At 63.6% G+C, this 17,073-nt stretch carries 11 protein-coding genes; 9 read left to right on the top strand and 2 right to left on the bottom strand.

Annotated features, from left to right (window positions below):
- Positions 1–129: 129 nt before the first annotated feature.
- Positions 130–873 (top strand): TlyA family RNA methyltransferase, encoded by a 744-nt coding sequence (locus tag RDW26_RS00090; protein ID WP_307981931.1) that lies wholly within the window; start codon positions 130–132, stop codon positions 871–873.
- Between the two features lie 8 nt (positions 874–881).
- Here RDW26_RS00090 and RDW26_RS00095 read toward each other — a convergent pair whose 3' ends face one another.
- Positions 882–3,254 (bottom strand): hypothetical protein, encoded by a 2,373-nt coding sequence (locus RDW26_RS00095; RefSeq protein ID WP_307981933.1) that lies wholly within the window; start codon positions 3,252–3,254, stop codon positions 882–884.
- A 292-nt stretch (positions 3,255–3,546) separates the two neighbouring features.
- On the opposite strand from RDW26_RS00095, the gene gltB reads away from it, so the two are divergent.
- The 4 genes from gltB to RDW26_RS00115 all read left to right on the top strand — a co-directional run bounded on the left by gltB (position 3,547) and on the right by RDW26_RS00115 (position 12,692).
- Positions 3,547–8,265, top strand: a complete 4,719-nt coding sequence (gene gltB / locus RDW26_RS00100) for a glutamate synthase large subunit (RefSeq protein WP_307981934.1) — start codon at positions 3,547–3,549, stop codon at positions 8,263–8,265.
- Positions 8,266–8,268: 3 nt separating this feature from the next.
- Entirely contained in the window at positions 8,269–9,759 is a 1,491-nt protein-coding gene (locus RDW26_RS00105) for a glutamate synthase subunit beta (protein ID WP_307981935.1), read from the top strand.
- Positions 9,760–11,198: 1,439 nt separating this feature from the next.
- The gene (locus tag RDW26_RS00110) at positions 11,199–11,903 is read left to right on the top strand and encodes a hypothetical protein (RefSeq protein WP_307981937.1); all 705 of its coding nucleotides are present in this window, start codon (positions 11,199–11,201) and stop codon (positions 11,901–11,903) included.
- A gap of 237 nt (positions 11,904–12,140) precedes the next feature.
- On the top strand, positions 12,141–12,692 hold the full coding sequence (locus RDW26_RS00115) for a low molecular weight protein-tyrosine-phosphatase (RefSeq protein WP_307981940.1): 552 nt from the start codon (positions 12,141–12,143) through the stop codon (positions 12,690–12,692).
- Between the two features lie 71 nt (positions 12,693–12,763).
- Here RDW26_RS00115 and RDW26_RS00120 read toward each other — a convergent pair whose 3' ends face one another.
- Positions 12,764–13,435 (bottom strand): pyridoxamine 5'-phosphate oxidase family protein, encoded by a 672-nt coding sequence (locus RDW26_RS00120; RefSeq protein ID WP_307981941.1) that lies wholly within the window; start codon positions 13,433–13,435, stop codon positions 12,764–12,766.
- A 363-nt stretch (positions 13,436–13,798) separates the two neighbouring features.
- Here RDW26_RS00120 and RDW26_RS00125 point away from each other — a divergent pair, with 363 nt between their 5' ends.
- From RDW26_RS00125 to RDW26_RS00140, 4 genes are all read left to right on the top strand, one after another.
- Positions 13,799–14,179: a GntR family transcriptional regulator gene (locus RDW26_RS00125; protein WP_307981942.1), complete on the top strand. Its 381-nt coding sequence runs from the start codon at positions 13,799–13,801 to the stop codon at positions 14,177–14,179.
- A 147-nt stretch (positions 14,180–14,326) separates the two neighbouring features.
- On the top strand, positions 14,327–15,451 hold the full coding sequence (locus RDW26_RS00130) for a DUF5808 domain-containing protein (RefSeq protein ID WP_307981944.1): 1,125 nt from the start codon (positions 14,327–14,329) through the stop codon (positions 15,449–15,451).
- Positions 15,452–15,585: 134 nt separating this feature from the next.
- The gene (locus RDW26_RS00135; RefSeq protein WP_307981945.1) at positions 15,586–16,557 is read left to right on the top strand and encodes an SDR family oxidoreductase; all 972 of its coding nucleotides are present in this window, start codon (positions 15,586–15,588) and stop codon (positions 16,555–16,557) included.
- Positions 16,558–16,911: 354 nt separating this feature from the next.
- Positions 16,912–17,052, top strand: a complete 141-nt coding sequence (locus RDW26_RS00140) for a hypothetical protein (protein WP_288578141.1) — start codon at positions 16,912–16,914, stop codon at positions 17,050–17,052.
- The last annotated feature ends 21 nt before the right edge of the window (positions 17,053–17,073 follow it).

The following is a 17,073-nucleotide window of genomic DNA, read 5'->3' on the forward strand; positions in this document are numbered from 1 at the left end:
TTCGCCGATGCCGGAAAACCGCCGCAGATGCGCTCGAGGCATCGGATACCGAACACCTGTGGGCGATATTCCGGTGGGGCGGTGCGTTTACCTGCGGGGTTGATAGGGTCTTTCGCTATAATGGGCCGCATGACTAAGAAACCGAAAAAGATACGCTTGGATGAGCTGCTGGTCGAGCAGGGGATGTTCCCCGACGCCGGCACCGTGCTGCGCGCCGTTTTGGCGCACGAGGTGAAGGTGGACGACGTGTACGCCACCAGCGCGGCCATCAAGGTTGTGCCCGATGCCGACATCGTGGTGAAGGGCCGCAAGAAGTTCGTCTCGCGCGGCGGGCACAAGCTGCAAGGCGCGCTCGACGCGTTCGGGCAGGACGTCTCGGGCATGCGCTGTATGGACATCGGCAGCTCGACGGGCGGATTCTCCGATTGCCTTCTGCAAGCGGGCGCCGGCAGCGTGGCGTGTGTGGACGTGAACTACGGGCAGCTGGCGTGGAAGCTGCGCCAAGACCCGCGCGTGGCGGTGTTCGAGCGCACCAACATCAAGCTGGCCGACCCCGCCGAGCTGGGCGCGCCGTTCGACCTGCTGGTGGCCGATCTCAGCTTCATCGGCCTGGCAGCTCTGGCGCCCACGTTCGCGCGTTTCGCGCAGGCGGGCACCATCTTCATCGGCTTGATCAAGCCCCAGTTCGAAAGCCAGCACGACGAAACCGACCACGGCATCGTGCGCGACGAGGCCGTGCGCCTGCGTACGGTCGACGAGGTGCGCGCGGCCTTAGAGGCCGCCGGCTTCGAATGCACGGGCGTTACCGAAAGCCCCATCACCGGCCACGAGGGCAATGTGGAGTACCTGGTTCGCGCGGTTTTTCAGGGGTAGCAATCCGTCTACACGCGGTACACGGCGATGCCCGTGAAGTTGAATATGCGCTTGCCGTTGTCGTATAACGCCACATATGCGCGGCCGGTCGTCCCGTCGTTGTTCACGATGGGCGCATAGTATTTGTGGCGATAGAGATGCGACGGATGCTTCATCTGACGTTCATCGATAAGCGGCAGCTGATAGGCAACGAAGGGCGCCCCCGTGTCGCGCGGCGCGGCAAGGTTGCCCTCGCCTTCGCCGAACAGGATGTCCGTGAGCGTCTTCTTCTTGTCGTAGTCAAGGTACATGTTGACCAGCTGATCTTGCGCGAGCACGCAATGACCTGCGGAATCTTTCATGAGCTGCTTTTGCGTCAGGCCGCCGTCCTTGGTCGTGCGCACGTTCGCGGCGTTGGCGGCGATCTGCACCTGATGCCCCGGCACCTGGTAGTAGCGGATGTTGTCGGCCCGTTTCACCAGCTTTTGCGCGGTGGCCATCGCCGCGACTTCGTTGGAGACGCCCGTTGCGGCGCCGTCGGCATCGTCGCCCTCGGCAAGCAAGGCCAGCGCCGTCTCGGGCAGCGTGGCCGTTCCGAACAGGCCTTTCCAAAAGCCCAGCCATTCGGCAAGCTCGGTCTTCTTCTCGGGGTCGTCTTTGATGACAAGGTAGTGCTCGTTGAGGCAGAATGTCGAGTAGTTGATGAGCGCCATGAAGTTCGACAGCACCGAGCTTTGGAAGTTGGCGCGCATCTCGTATCCGTGGTGCTCCCATTTGTAGCTCAGCACCATGAGCTCGTCGAACGCGCCGAACAGGTTCTTGTTCGTGCCGGTGTAGCACTGCATGATCTCGTTGCCCAGGACGCCGGCCATGTCGTAAACGTATCTGCCGCACACCTGGTAGCGGGGGTTCGAGTACAGGTTCTCGGCGAACTCCTTGCGGCGGGCTTCCTTCTCGTCACCGTCGGGCAGCGCGTCGATGGATTCCGTCATGCTGCTGAGCTTTGAGAGGTCCCATCGCATCTCGGCGGAGAACTTGCTGAGGTAATTGTTCACCTGCAGGTAACAAGCCTGCTTGTCGAATTGGGCTATGACCTGCGCGATCTCGCGCTCGATGTCGTCGAGCTGCCCTTGGATCTCGGTAAGCTTCGAGATGATCTGCGCCGATTCGTCGTTGCCGCCGAACACCAGCTCGAGCAGCGACGAGCTTCCGTACTCGAAGGCGCGCCCCGCCGTCTGCTCGCCGATGAATTTCAGGCCGGCGATCAGCAGGTCGATGGCCTCGATTGCGACGTCGGCCTCGGGGGCGGGGTCTTCCGCGCCCAGCGCGGCCACATCTTGTTGGAAGTCCTCGGTCGATTGATCGTCGGATGACATGTCGGGCTCGCTGTCGGTTTCCAGGGGTTCCCCGGGCGTGAAGGACAGCAGGTTCTCGTCGTTGTCGTCGTCGGCGGCCGTATTCTCCGTGTCGATGACGACGTCGCTTGCCGCCTCATCCGCGTAGGCGGTTTGAGGGGCGAAGGGGTTGGCGGAGGCAGCGGTGGTGTTGGCGGCGGTTGCGGAAGCGGCGGTGGTCGCGGAAGCGGGGCCGCTCCCGGCGGGCGCCTTCGCCTGGTGGACGGTTGCGGTGCCGGCCAGGGCGGCGACGGCATCCTCCCAGGCGGCATCGTCGTTCGCGGCCTCGAGCAGCGTGCCGTGGCGCTGCTCGGCGGCCCCTTCGTCGCCGGTGATGGTCACGCGCGCGCCGTCGGCTCCTTCGCCGGACACCTGGGCCTCGAAGGGCGCGTCGACGTCGCCCACGGAGCTGTTCGCGTTGATGACCAGATCGGCGCACGAATCGCCCAGCGTTGCCTGCCCGATGCGTGCGCCATCGTGAGCGACGGCGTCGCTTTTGCCGACGACGATGAGATGGTCGACCGACCCCTCGATATCGGCGGTTTTGATCGAACCGAGGCTCAAAACGCTGATGGCCGCGTCAGGCTGGATGGAAACGACGCCGTCGGAGTTCACGCCATCGACGTTGAGCATGCGCAGCGTTCCCGTCACGATGACCGGGGACCCAAGCGACGCCAGCGTTGTACAGCAGGGATCGGGGTTTTCGCTGTCGCGATAGCAGAGCGCTATGGTGCCGTCGGCAAGGTTGGGGACCAGGGAAAGCGCCGCGCCTGAGAACGCGGTTCCCGCGGCGTCGCCGTCGATGAAGAAGCGCTGGCCATCGACGTGAAGGGTGACCTGGTCGGAGTCGTTTGAGAAAGCGCCGCCTCCGATGTCGTCCGCGCTGCATCCGAGCGAGGCGACGCCGGTGAAACCGAGCGCGCACGAGCCGATGAGCACGGCGGACGTTTTGATCATGGTGCGGCGGGTGAGGCCGTTCCCGGCGGGTCGAGCGTCGAAGCTTGTCATAGGGGCTCCTTCTCGAAGGTGAAAACGTTGCGCACATGATATGACACGCGCGATCGTTTTCGGAAGAGGGATGCCCGCCTTTTTCGGCGGCGGGCGGCAGCTCGGGCTAGCCGCGAAGATGGGCGGCAGGCCGTGGTGGTTCGGGCGCCCCTCATGTTTCCACCTTCGAACGATGTTGTTTCCAGCTGGTTAAGCGCAGCGGCGGAAACGCTTGCGTAACACGCGGCCTGCACACTGAATGCGGGCCGCTTACGGTTTCAGGCGACCTTTTCATCCAGACGAAGGACCGCATATGAACGCTGAACTTACCGAACAAGCCGAGGCAGCCCGCGAAACGGGGGCGGCCGCTGGCTTCACCGGCGCGCAATGCGCGAACGAAACGGCCGGTTGCACGCATGCCGCACCCGCGGCAACCGCAGCGCGCACGCCCGGCCTGTACCGATCCAGTTACGAACATGACGCGTGCGGCATCGGCGCGCTGGCCCACCTGAAGGGCCAGCGAAGCCACGCCATGCTCGACGACGCGCTTTCCGTGCTCGTGAACCTCGAACATCGCGGCGGCACCGGCTTGGAGCGCAATACCGGCGACGGCGCCGGCGTGCTGTTCCAGATTCCGCATCGTTTCTTCCGCAAGGAGGCCCAGAAGGAGGGCCAGCTGTTGCCCGACGAGGGCGATTACGGCGTGGCCATGCTCTTCTTCCCGCACGACGATCCCACGGGCGTGCGCGACGCGAAGCGCACGTTCGAGGAGGGGTGCGCGAAGTGCGGCATCCCGCTGATGTTCTGGCGCGAGGTGCCGGTCGACCCGCACGACCTCGGCTCCACCGCGCAGGCGTGCATGCCCACCATCCTGCAGGCGTTCCTGCGCCGTCCTGCCGACGTTGACGCAGGTCAGGCGTTCGAGCGCAAGCTGTACGTGTGCCGCCGCACCATCGAGCGCGCCGCCGACGCCAACCCGGCGCTTGCGGGCAAGATCTTCTACGTGTGCTCCATGTCCTCCCGCACCATCGTGTACAAGGGCATGTTGGTGGCCACGCAGATGCGCCGCTTCTTCATCGACCTCAACGACGCGGCGGTGGAGACCAGCCTGGCGCTCGTGCATTCGCGCTATTCCACGAACACCACGCCCAGCTGGGAGCGCGCGCATCCGAACCGCTACATCATCCACAACGGCGAGATCAACACGCTGCGTGGCAACATCAGCTGGACGCGCGCTCGCGAGCCGAAGCTGTACAGCCCCGCGCTGGGCGATGACCTGCGACAGGTGCTGCCCATCATCAATCGCGAGGGCTCGGACTCAGCAATTCTGGACAACGTGCTGGAGTTCTTGACCATGAACGGCCGCCCGCTCGACCGCGCCGTCACCATGATGATTCCCGAGCCGTGGGACCACAACGACCGCATCTCCGACAAGCGCCGCGCCTACGACGCGTATCAGTCCATGCTCATGGAGCCGTGGGACGGCCCGGCCGCCATCGCGTTCACCGACGGCCGCATGCTCGGCGCCGCGCTCGACCGCAACGGCCTGCGTCCGGCGCGCTACTACGTCACCCGCGACGACTGGCTGATCTTGTCGTCGGAGGTGGGCGCCATCGACGTCGACCCGGCCAACGTGCTGCAGGCCGGCTGCCTGGGCCCCGGCGAGATGCTGGAGGTCGACCCGGGTCAGGGCCGCGTCATCTGGAACGACGAGATCCGCAACCGTTACGCCAACGAGAAGCCGTACCGCGATTGGCTGGACGAGGAAACGCTGGCGGTCGACGACCTGGAGGCCCCGGCGCCCGGCAAGCTGCCCGTCGAGCGCGACGCGAACGTGGGCTTTACGCGCCGTTTGGCGAAGCTGGGCTACCATTACGACGATGTGCAGGAGCTGGTGCGCCCCATGGCCGAGCAGGGCAAGGTGCCGCTGGCGTCCATGGGCACCGACGCTCCGCTGGCGTGCCTGTCGAAGCGCCAGCGCAGCTTCTTCGACTACTTCAACCAGCTGTTCGCCCAGGTCACGAACCCGCCGATCGATGCGCTGCGTGAAAGTTTCGTCACCAGCAGCGTTCTGTACGTGGGCAACCACGGCAACATGCTCGAGGACTGCCGCGACACGTGCCGCCTGGTGCGCCTGGAAAGCCCCATGCTCACGCATGACGAGTTCGACCGCCTGTGCGCCATCGACCGCGTCGGCTTCAAGACGCAACGCTTCGTGTGCGCCTACGACCGCGATGCTGCCGAGGGCGCGCTCGAGGCGGCGCTCGACGAGCTGTGCATCGACGTCGAGCAGGCGGTGCGCGATGGCGTGAACCTGGTCGTGCTGACCGACCGCACGGCGGAAGGCGAAGTGCCCATCCCCAGCCTGCTGTCGCTGGCGGCCGTGCACAACCACCTGATCGCTGTGGGCCTGCGCACCGACGCCGACCTGATCGTCGAGACCGGTGACGCGATGCGCGCGCACGATTTCGCCTGCTTGGTGGGTTATTCCGCCTCGGGCATCTACCCGTATGCCGCTCACGAGTGCATCCGCGACCTGTGCGAGCGCGGCGAGATCTCCATCCCGGGCGATGAGGCCGTGGCCAACTACGATCGCGCCGTTGTGGCCGGCATCACCTCCATCATGTCGAAGATGGGCATCTCCACGATGCAGGGCTACCATAGCGCGCAGATCTTCGAGATCTTGGGCCTGGACGATTCTCTGGTGGAGAAGTACTTCACGCACACCTCCACGCGCATCGGCGGCCTGGATGCCTCAGGCGTGCAGCGCGAGCTCAACGAGCGCTACGACAGCGCCCTGGCCCTGGAGAAGAGCCCCTCGCCCGAACAGCTTCCCACGCTCGGCGTTACCGCGTGGCGCCCGCTTGGCGGCGAGGAGCACCTGATCAACCCGCAGACCATCTACCTGCTGCAACGCGCTTGCCGCGAGGGCGACTACGACCTGTTCCGCGAGTATAGCGCCGCGTGCCACGTGCCCGGTCGTGCGGTCACGCTGCGCGATCTCATGGACTTCGCGCCGACGCGCCAGCCGGTGCCGCTGGACGAGGTCGAACCCGCGAGCGAGATCGTCAAGCGCTTCAACACCGGCGCCATGAGCTACGGCTCCATCTCCAAGGAAGCGCACGAGTGCCTGGCAATCGCCATGAACCGCCTTGGTGGGCGCAGCAACACCGGCGAGGGCGGCGAGGACCCGGCGCGCGAGACGCCGCTGGTAAACGGCGACAGCAAGTGCAGCGCCATCAAGCAGGTGGCGTCGGGCCGCTTCGGCGTGACCAGCCGTTACCTGTCGAGCGCCATCGAGATCCAGATCAAGATGGCCCAGGGCGCAAAACCCGGCGAAGGCGGCCACTTGCCCGGCAAGAAGGTGTACCCGTGGATCGCGGAAGTGCGCCGCTCCACGCCGGGCGTGGGCCTGATCTCCCCGCCGCCGCACCACGACATCTACTCCATCGAGGACTTGGCGGAGCTCATCTTCGACCTGAAGAACGCCAACCCCGATGCGCGTGTGTCCGTGAAGCTGTGCGCGCTGGCGGGCGTGGGCACCATTGCCACCGGCGTGGCGAAGGGCGGCGCCGACAAGATCACCATCTCCGGCCACAACGGCGGCACGGGCGCGGCCCCGCGCGACTCCATCTACCATGCGGGCATCCCGTTCGAGATCGGCCTGGCGGAAACCCAGCAGACGCTTCTGCGCAACGGCCTGCGTAGCCGTGTGGTGGTGGAGACCGACGGCAAGCTCATGTGTGGCCGCGACGTGGCTATGGCGGCCCTGCTCGGCGCCGAGGAGTTCGGCTTTGCCACCATGCCGCTGGTGGCCATGGGCTGCATGATGCAGCGCGACTGCCAGCAGGACACCTGCCCGGTGGGCATCGCCACGCAGAACTGCAAGCTGCGCGGCTGCTTCACCGGCAAGCCCGAGTACGTGGTGAACTTCATGATGTTCGTGGCCGAGGAGCTGCGCGAGATCATGGCTGAGCTGGGCTTCCGCACCGTCGACGAGATGGTCGGCCACCCCGAGTGCCTGCGCCAGGTGGAGGTGCCCGGCAACTGGAAGGCCAACGAGATGGACCTGTCCGACATGCTGGCGCCCGCGACCTGCGAGTTCGGCCGTGCCATCCCCGGTGCGGACGGTCGCCACTTCCTGCCGTCCATGGCGGCGGATTGCCAGCTTGACAAGTCGCTCGACGCCACGCTGTTCATCCCGTACACGGCAAGCGCGCGCGAGCACCTGGAGCCCATCCGCTTCCGTGCCGACATCGATAACGTGAACCGTTGCGTGGGCACCATGCTGGGCAGCCAGGTGACGCGTCAGCATCCCGAGGGCCTGCCCGAGGGGTCCATCACCGTGGACTGCGACGGTTCCGGCGGCCAGAGCTTCGGCGCATTCTTGCCCCGCGGCGTGACGCTCAATATCACCGGCGATGCCAACGACTACTTCGGCAAGGGCCTCTCCGGCGGCATCTTGACGGTGCGCCCGCCCGAGACCGCGACGTACAAGTTCGACGAGAACGTGGTCATCGGCAACGTGGCGTTCTACGGCGCCACCAGCGGCAAGGGCTTCGTCAACGGCCTGTCCGGCCAGCGTTTCGCCGTGCGCAACTCCGGCGCCACCGTGGTGGCGGAGGGCGTGGGCAACCACGGTTGCGAGTACATGACCGGCGGCGTGGCGTTGATTCTGGGCGAGGTCGGGCCTAACTTCGCGGCCGGCATGTCCGGCGGCGTGGCGTACGTGTACGACAAGTTCGGCACGCTGGCGGCCAACTGCAACCAGGACATGGTGCGCCTGTGCGAGCCTTCCGCCGACGAGATCGAGCTGATCCGCAGCCTGATCGAGGAGCACGCCGAGCGCACGCAAAGCCCGCGCGGCATCAAGCTGCTGTATCAGTTCAACACGCTGAAGCGTCACTTCGTGAAGGTCATCCCGCGCGATTACGAGCGCGTGATGAACGTGGTGGCCGAGGCAGAGGCGGCAGGCAAATCGCGCACCGATGCGCTGCAGATCGCATTCGATGCCATGACGGAAGGGAAGTAGGAGATGGGAAAGCTCGGAGCATTTTTGGAACACGGCCGCTGCGCCCACAGCCTGCGTCCCGTGCAAGAGCGAAGCCGTGATTTCGACGAGCTGTATGAGCCCGTGCCGGAGGAGCGGACGCGTGAGCAGGCAAGCCGCTGCATGGCATGCGGCGTGGCGTTTTGCCAGGTGGGAGCGCCGTTTGGGAAGGCAAGGCCTTCCGGTTGCCCGCTGCACAACCTGATTCCCGAGTGGAACGACCTGGTGTGGCGCGGCCAGTGGGAGCAGGCTGCCGAGCGCTTGGCGCTGACCAGCCCCATGCCCGAGTTCACCAGCCGCGTGTGCCCGGCCTTGTGCGAGGCGGCGTGCAACCTTGCCCGCAACGACGAGGCCGAGACCATCCACGACAATGAGCGCGCCATCTCCGACTGGCAGTGGGCCCATGGCGGCCCGCGCCGCTTCGAGCCGGCGGGTCAGGATGCGCCGAGCGTCGTCGTGGTCGGCTCGGGCCCGGCGGGCCTGGTGGCCGCGTGGGATTTGGCGCGCCGCGGGGCGCGCGTGTGCGTGGTCGAGCGCCACGACCGCGCCGGCGGTCTGCTCATGTACGGCATCCCGAACATGAAGCTGGACAAGTCGGTGGTCAAGCGCCGCGTTGATCTGATGGCCGAGCTGGGCATCGAGTTCCGTCTGGGCGTCGACGCGGCCAATGCCGACGTGGCCGCGGGTTTGGCTGCCGAGTTCGATGCCGTGGTGGTTGCCGCGGGAGCCTGCAAGGCGCGCGGCGTGGGAGCTGAAGGCTTCGACGCCGGCGTTGCCGCGGGGGATGTGGTGTACGCGGTGGATTACCTGACCGAGCAGACGCGCGCGTTGCTCGAGGGTCGCAAGCCCGTCATCAGCGCCGAAGGCAAGGATGTGGTGGTCATCGGCGGCGGCGACACGGGCAACGACTGCATGGGCACCGCGGTACGCCAAGGCGCGCGCACGGTTCGCCAGCTGGAATATGGTCCGCGTGTGCCGAAGGAGCGCGCGGCGTCGAACCTGTGGCCCGAATGGCCCAACGTCGCCAAGACCGACTACGGTCAGGAGGAAGCTATCGCGCTCCAGGGCGATGACCTGCGCGAATGGTGCGCCGACACGCAGAAAGTGCTGCTGGATGACGCCGGGCATGTGCGCGGGTTGCAGGTGCGCTCGTTCGATTGGTCGGCCGGCAAGCCCGAGCCCGTGGAAGGCTCCGAGCGTGAGGTCGATGCGCAACTGGTGCTGGTGGCCTGCGGCTTCGCGGGCCCGGAGGGCGGCGTGTTCGACGCGTTCGGCGTGACGCTGGCAACGCAGGGCCGCCCGCTTCCGGTGATGGCGGCCGGCGATTCGCATCGCGCCCTGCGCGCCGCCGCGGGCAAGGATGATGCCGCCGTGTACGTTGCCGGCGATGCCCGTACGGGCAGCAGCCTGGTGGTCAACGCCATGGCCGACGCCCTCAAGTGCGCCGCCGAGGTTGCTAGCGACCTGGGGTTGTAGGGAGCTGGCTGCAGCTTCTTCGCCTAGCGCGACGGGGCGATTTTGTTTTGCTTGGCCCGGCGACAACGAGCGCGTCGGGCTGATCTGCTTTCGAACGAAGCATTGTTCTGGAAAGCCCTTCATCCTCGTTGAGGAAGAAGGGCTTTCCCGTTTGGTGCCTATGTCATGGCGAAGTTAGCCGAATTTCGGATGCATAGTTGCGCTTCTCTGATTCGTGCAATAGCATATTCAGCTACTGCTAATCACAACGAAATCGGAGTCGCATGTCACGTCGTCAAGCCACCTCACGCATCCTCTTCATCTGCCACGGTAACATCTGCAGGTCGACCATGTGATGGTGTATAAGTGCGGGTCAGAAGGGAATAGTTAGATTTCATAGGTAGTTCGTTGCGACGATCTTACAACAAACGATTCGAGTCCAAACACGACAACGCGATAACGAATTGCCTCAAGGTGATTTGGGCCGTACAACGCATCCCGATGTTTGAAGCGCGGGAGCTAATCGTGGCGATTTTGACGCAAAGGGTGGAGAGACTGCCTTGCCGATGCTACAATGACGGCACTAGCGAAGCCCGCTATGGTTTAAGTCACTCGGGCGACGCGGATTGGTTGAGGGGTCGTAGTTCCAGCTACGGCCCTTCTTTGTCTCCTACCTTGTCACCTGCTTGCTGCTGTTTTACTTCCTATCGTCGAAATATCGCCACACCTCGAAGAGGAATGCCCCGATCGTGGCCAGGGCTGCAACGAGATAAATAGTCTGCTCGAACATAGGCTTCGCCTCCTTACGAAAGCGCCGCCCGCTACAGGCTTGCTAGTACCGTGGGTGGGATTATATCGGCTAATTACGAAGAGCGCTATGCAGGGCAGTCTACGATTCGGGCGAAGAAGGCAAAGAGGCTTGCTTCTCGAAGCAAAAGCGTGCATCGATCCAGAAAGCGAATTGCGATGAATATGCGGCTGAAACTATGTATGCATTGATTCAGACGTGCGATCCTTCGCTGACCAAGGACGAAGCCCACGCTATCGGGAGCGAAGTCATCGCCAACTACGAGTCGCTCGGTTCGGGCAAGGGAATGGGCCAAGCCTCAAAGAACGGAATTACCTATTCAATAGCAAGCTCAAGCGGCCGGATCGTGAGCGCAAAAGTAGGGTAAGCGGGAAGAAGCTGGCTGGCGTTGTGACTGTTGGCTTGGCTTCGAGGAGCATCGGAGACCGTTTTTCGAAGGTATTCGTCCTGTAGTTCGATGTGTCTTTCGCGGTGTTTCCCATTATGGTAGTTTGGCGTAGGGCGTTGGCCCCCCTTTGTAGGTTATCGGCCTTTTGTCGTGTCCAACAGTTGAGTTTCTTTTCGAGTGAGTCTTTGAGCTGGCAAGATGCGAATATGATTTGGGCATGCGGTCGGTATCGCTCGGTGGTTGCGTAAATGCGGAATTGGGGGAATGTTGGACAAGGAAGAGAAGGAACAGGTCGAGACCCAGCTTGCGAATGATGCGGTGGATGGGGAAGCGGCATCTTCGCAGCCTTCGAAGGCCGGCGGAATTCGGCAGTGGTGCGCCGATAACAAGAAGCCGTTTGCGGCGATAATCATGCTTTCGGTTTTGCTCGTGGCTTCTATCGCGGCAGGGTGCATCGTCTATACCGCTGAGCATAATGCGCTTGCCTCCGTGAATGAAGAGTGCGCTGAACTGCGAGTCGACCTTGACGAGGCCAATGCGAAGATCGCCTCTTTGCAGAAATCAAACAAGGAATTGGAAGGCAAGTTGTCTTCGGCGGAGAAGGAGCGCGATTCATTTAAGGCTGAGGTTGGCGGATATCAAGATCAGCAGGCGACTATTGCTGACGAGAAAGCAAAGCTCGAGGATTTGCATGCTCAGCTCGATGCGCTTCAAGCGGAGCGAGATTCCTTGCAAGAGCAAATTGATGCCAAGAAGCTTGCCGAGGAAAAAGCTGCACAAGAGAAAGAGCAACGCAGAATCGAGAAGGAGAGCAAAAGCGCCGGGAATTCGCAAATCGTTTATTGGGTGTCCGGGGGCAAGGTCTACCACACCACTCCGGATTGTCCGACGCTGAAGCGTTCGTCGGGAATCCATAGCGGGTCGATTTCCGCAAGCGGGAAAAGTCGGTGCTGTAAAGTTTGCGGTTAAGAGTTCTCGTGGCGTCCGCTTAATCGATGCGTAGGGCGGCGCTCTGGTTGGGCCGCCCTATGGTAAAGCACACGACACAACATTTCAGATACGCTTGCTGAAAGGGTTTGTCCCCGCTTCCCCGTTCGATGCCTAAGCTGTGGCGAAGTTAGCCGAATATCGGATGCATTATTGCGCTTCCCTGATTCGTGCAATAGCATATTCAGCTACTGCTAATCACAATCGAATCGGAGTCGCATGTCACGTCGTCAAGCCACCTCACGCATCCTCTTCATCTGCCACGGCAACATCTGCAGGTCGACCATGGCCCAGTTCGTGATGCAGGACCTGGTGAACAAGGCAGGGCTGGCCGACGTTCTGTTCGTCGACTCTGCCGCAACTACCAACGATGAGATTGGACATCCGCCGCATCACGGCACGGTCGACAAACTCAAGCAGGTGGGCGTGCCGGTGCTGCCGCATCGCGCTCGCAAGGTCCGTGCCGACGAGTACGATGAGTGGGATCTGTTCGTGTACATGGACGACGAGAACGAGCGCCACCTGAGCCGCATCTTCGGAAGCGATCCGGAGACGAAGTGCGTGCGTCTGCTCGCGTTCGCGCCCGGTGCGGGGCTGGTTGGCGAGGACGGGAAAGCCCTTCCCGATGCGCAGGATTCGCGCACGATCGCGCAAGCCGGCGCGAACGCCGCCGACGTGGCCGACCCCTGGTTCACCGGCAACTTCGATGACACCTACCGTGACGTGCTGGCCGGCTGCAAAGGCTTGTTGGCCTGGTGCCAAGCGCAATAACATACGCTCGTTAAACGGGGCCGCCGGCAGATACGCCAGCGGCCTCGTTTACGTTCCTGTGAAATCGTTCGCTATGCTCGCTGTTTGCCGGTGAAGCGGTCGATGTCGATGCAGTAGATGTTCGCGCGGGCGAGCGCCTGGTCGGTGAAGTCGGTCGAGGCTTCGGGCGCCAGGTGCTGCATGATGCGTGTGAGGCCGTAGCGCTTCGCTTCGATCCCCTGGATGCGATGGATGGTGCCCGTGCCCATGATGGAGCGGTACGCGTACGAATACGCGCAGGCGTACGTGCCCGTGATCACGCCTTCCTGCACGTCCATCTCGATCGCCACGCGCGGCTCCCGATCGAACGCGTCCACCTTGCGGCCGACGCCGGCCGAGTGCACCCACAGCGCCAGGCGCGGCGCGTCGGCGTCTATCTCCTCGGGGTCCGCCCAGTCGTAGCCGAAGCTCATGGGCACGATGAACGGCCCCTCCTCGTCCACGCACGCGATGCGCACCGTCTGGCAAGCCTCGACCACCGCATGCAGCTGCGTGGTGCTGCGAAGCTGACGACCCGCCTGTCGCATGGGGCGATGCGAAACAGGCATGGCGGCCTGCGCTGCGACACCGGCCTGGGCCATGCCGGCGATTTGCTGTGCCTGCGCGGCCTGCGCCATGGCGGCGGCTTGCTGCTGCGCCGACGCGGTTTGCGGCTGGGGTGCGGTGCTCTCTGGGTAGACGGCGGGGATGTTGTGCAAGTTCATGGTTGCTCCTGCGGGTTATGCGGGTGTTTTCGTTACCTGCATGGTATGGCCTGGAAAGCCCGCCGTGCCCAAAATGCCCGCTGCCTGCCCCAACATCACACGAGTTCGGGGCTTCTGTTCTATTTGCGCTATAACAAAAGCCTGAAATCTGTTATAGTATGGCTATAACAACTACCTGACAGCCAGAATCGGGGCGCCGGGAAGTCGCGCGTAGCGAATCGGCTCTGCGTAGAAGATTCCCGCGAACCGTTACGGCCGGCGTGTGCGGAAAACGCGTTGCAGCAGGCGTGCTTGCTGTCGGGCGCACGCTCGCTGCGGGCTCGAGGTTGTGGCAGCTTATGGAATCCGGTGAAGGGAGGCTGCATGTTCATACGCATAGACCAGGCGTTGCCCGATCCGCTGTATCGGCAGATCCGCGATGAGGTTGTTCGCGGCATCGCGCAGGGCGAGCTTGCGCCGGGCGACGCGTTGCCCAGCGTTCGCAACTTAGCTAGCGACCTGGGTATCAATCTGCATACGGTGAACAAAGCCTATGCGTTGCTGCGCGACGAGGGGTTTGTGCTGATGCGCGGTCGCTCAGGCGCGTTCGTGGCGCAGCCGAGGGAGCCAGCGGGCGCGGGCGATGTCGAGAACGGCCCATTCGCTCGCGATCTTCGCCGCCTGGCGTTGGCGTTCAAAGCGGCCGGCGGTGGCAGGGAAGCGTTCGAGCAGTTGGTGAAATCCCAGCTCGATGACGTGTTTTAGCAAGAACGGCAAGTTGTCGTTCGCTATCCGCGCGATGACTTCAAGGGCCGTGGTGCAAGCTTGCCGCTTTGCGTGGCCCGTCGCCTTCGCCTTACGAAGGAGGGCTGCCTCAAGCGCAGGCGCGGGGGCAAGAGAAGGGAGCCGAAAGTGTCGAATAACGAAGTGCGAGCGATCATGCTGATTCTGGTGGCGTTCATTCCGCTTGTGGGGCTGACCATGGCGCTGACGCCGCGCCTGCAGCCGCGCGGTGAGGTGTTCTCCGTGTCTGTGCCCACCTCGGCATGGGACGACCCGCGCATTCGCCGCCTCATGAATCGCTATGTTGCCATCGTGATAGCCGCAACGGCGCTGTTCACTGTTGCTGCGCTGGCGTTATGCCTGATGGGAAATGCGGAAGCGTCCCTGGCGGCAGTGGTTGTCGCCTCGCTTGCCCTGATGGTGATCGGTTACGGGCTCATCCTGCGCTACCGGGCGAAGGTTCAGGGCCTCAAGCGCGCTTGCGGCTGGGTTGCGCAGTCTCAGCAGCATGTTGCGACCATTGGCGAAGGGGTCGAACAGGCCCCGCGTCCGATTTCGCTTGCGTGGAACTGGCTGTATGTGCCGCTTGTGGCGCTGACGGCAGCGGTTGTTGCCGTGGGCTACGGTTCCATGCCCGATATGATTCCCATGCATGTCGATGTTTCGGGCAACGTCACCGATATGGTTCCGAAAAGCCCGATGGTTGCGGCGTTCCCCGTTGCGCTGGAGGTGTTTTTGGCTGCCGTATTCGCGTTCTGCCATTGGATGGCGCTGCGATCGAAGAAGGGCCTGGAGCCGGGCCGCCCGGCAAGCTCCTCGTGGGCGTACGGGATGTTTGCGTATGCGCAAACGGCGTTTCTGCTGGTCATGGGCCTGGCCTGTACGGTTGCCTGCGGCTTGGGCATGGCACTTGCCATGATCGGTATCGTCTCCATGGGCGTGGCGACGGCGGTCATCATCGGCGTGGCGCTGCTTTGCGTCGTCGGCAGCCTTGTCGTAGGGGTCAAGTATGGGCAGTCGGGGTCGCGCGTGTTTCGTATGGAAGCGTCGGACACGCTGCTTTCTGACGACGACCGCTTCTGGAAGCTGGGCATGCTGTATTGCAACCCCAACGACGCCAGCCTGTTTTTGCCGCAGCGCTCGGGCATTGGCTGGACGGTGAACTGGGGCCGGCCGGCGGTGTGGGCCATGGTGGCAGCGCTTGTCCTGTTCGTGGCGGCGTTCATCGCGATTTGCATAGTGATGGTCAGATGACGTCGGGCAGCGCTTTCCCGTCGGAAGGGCAACGGATGCGTGCCGTGCCTGCGCCCGCAATGAATGGCTGGTATTCTGGCAGCAGGGAATGCGCCGCAGGGTAGCGGCGCGACGATGCGAAGGAGCTGGCGCGTATGGTGCTGCCGGAAAACGTGAAGGGTGTTGCAAGCGCGGGCGAAGATGCTGAGGGGCGTGCGGGCAAAGCGGCGGAAACGCATTGCGGCGCGCAGCCTGCGCCTGAGCGTTTGCAGTCGTCCGACCTGCACGCGCATCCCGAGCTGCCGGCGGACCCGACGGGCATGGCGTGCGCGATTCCCAAGCCCGATGCGCCCGCGCTGTGCGCCCTGGTCACGGGCGCGACGGGCGGCATCGGGCGCGAGCTGTGCGCCGAGCTTGCCCGCGACCACGGCGTGCTTGCGCTGGTCGGGCGCAGCCAGGCCAAGCTCGACGAGCTGGCGAAGAACCTGGCGGAGCGCTTCGACGTGAGCGTGCGCACCTTCGCCGCCGACTTCGCGCAGCCGGGCGCCGTCGATGTGCTGGTCGCGCAGGTGCGGGCGGCGAACCTGCAGGTGGAGACGCTCGTGAACAACGCCGGCTTCGGCTACGACGCGCCCTTCGCGGAAAGCAGCCTGGAGCGGCAGCGCGCGCTCGTGCAAACCAACGGCATGGCGCTCATGGAGCTTTGCCACGCGTTCGCGCCCGGCATGGCGGCGCGCGGGCACGGCGGCATCCTCAACGTAGCCAGCGTGGCCGGGTTCGTCCCCGGGCCGTACATGTCCACGTACTACGCCTCGAAGGCGTTCGTCCAGTCGTTCTCAAGCGCGCTGCATATGGAGCTACGCCCGCATGGCGTGCACGTGACCGCATTGTGCTCCGGGCCTGTTCGCACGCCGTTTTGGGACAACGCCGACGCGGGCGGGACCGCGCTGGCGAAGCTGACCATCGGCGCCCCGCGCGTGGCCCGCGCGGCCATCCGTGCGCTGGGCTGCAGCCGTCTGCTGTGCTGCCCGGGCGTTCTGGCGAAGTTCATCGTGTTTGGCAGCCGTTTCGTTCCGCGCACCTGGGCCGCCGCCGCGGCGGCAAAGCTTCAGAAACCGAAAGGGTAGGGGGCGCCCGTTTGAAACAAATGGTTTCGCTATTACGGTCAAAATTTTGAGTAATGTAGCTTCCCATGGTTGGGGCAGAGGCTCATTGCGACCGTTTCATTATTCAAAGTACTTGGGAATGCGATTCAGACATGTATTCGTGACAAATACATGCTCGTTTGCGATATATGAGCTTGTAACTCAAGTTACACAAAGCCTTTTTTGACTGCAAATCGGATATGAGTTTTTCGCGCTTCACGTTATTCCCGTGAGTGAAGCGGCTCTATGGCCAGGTATGCCAAGGCTTGATAGAATAGGCGGACGCACCAAGTCCGAAACGCGGGCGGGGTCTTCGATTCAAAGGAGGCTTCGCCTATGAACCAAGTGTATGAAATCTTGCAAGCCCTTGCCGCATCGGCATGCATCGCCGAGTTTCTGATTCAGCGATGGCGGGACTATAAGCGTTTGACGGATGAGGTCGAAGGAAAAGAAAAGCCCGGCGGCCACCGGGCTTAACTAAACCGTAAACACGACCCC

Origin of the sequence: uncultured Senegalimassilia sp. (assembly GCF_902464545.1) — a bacterium.
Classification (GTDB): domain Bacteria; phylum Actinomycetota; class Coriobacteriia; order Coriobacteriales; family Eggerthellaceae; genus Senegalimassilia.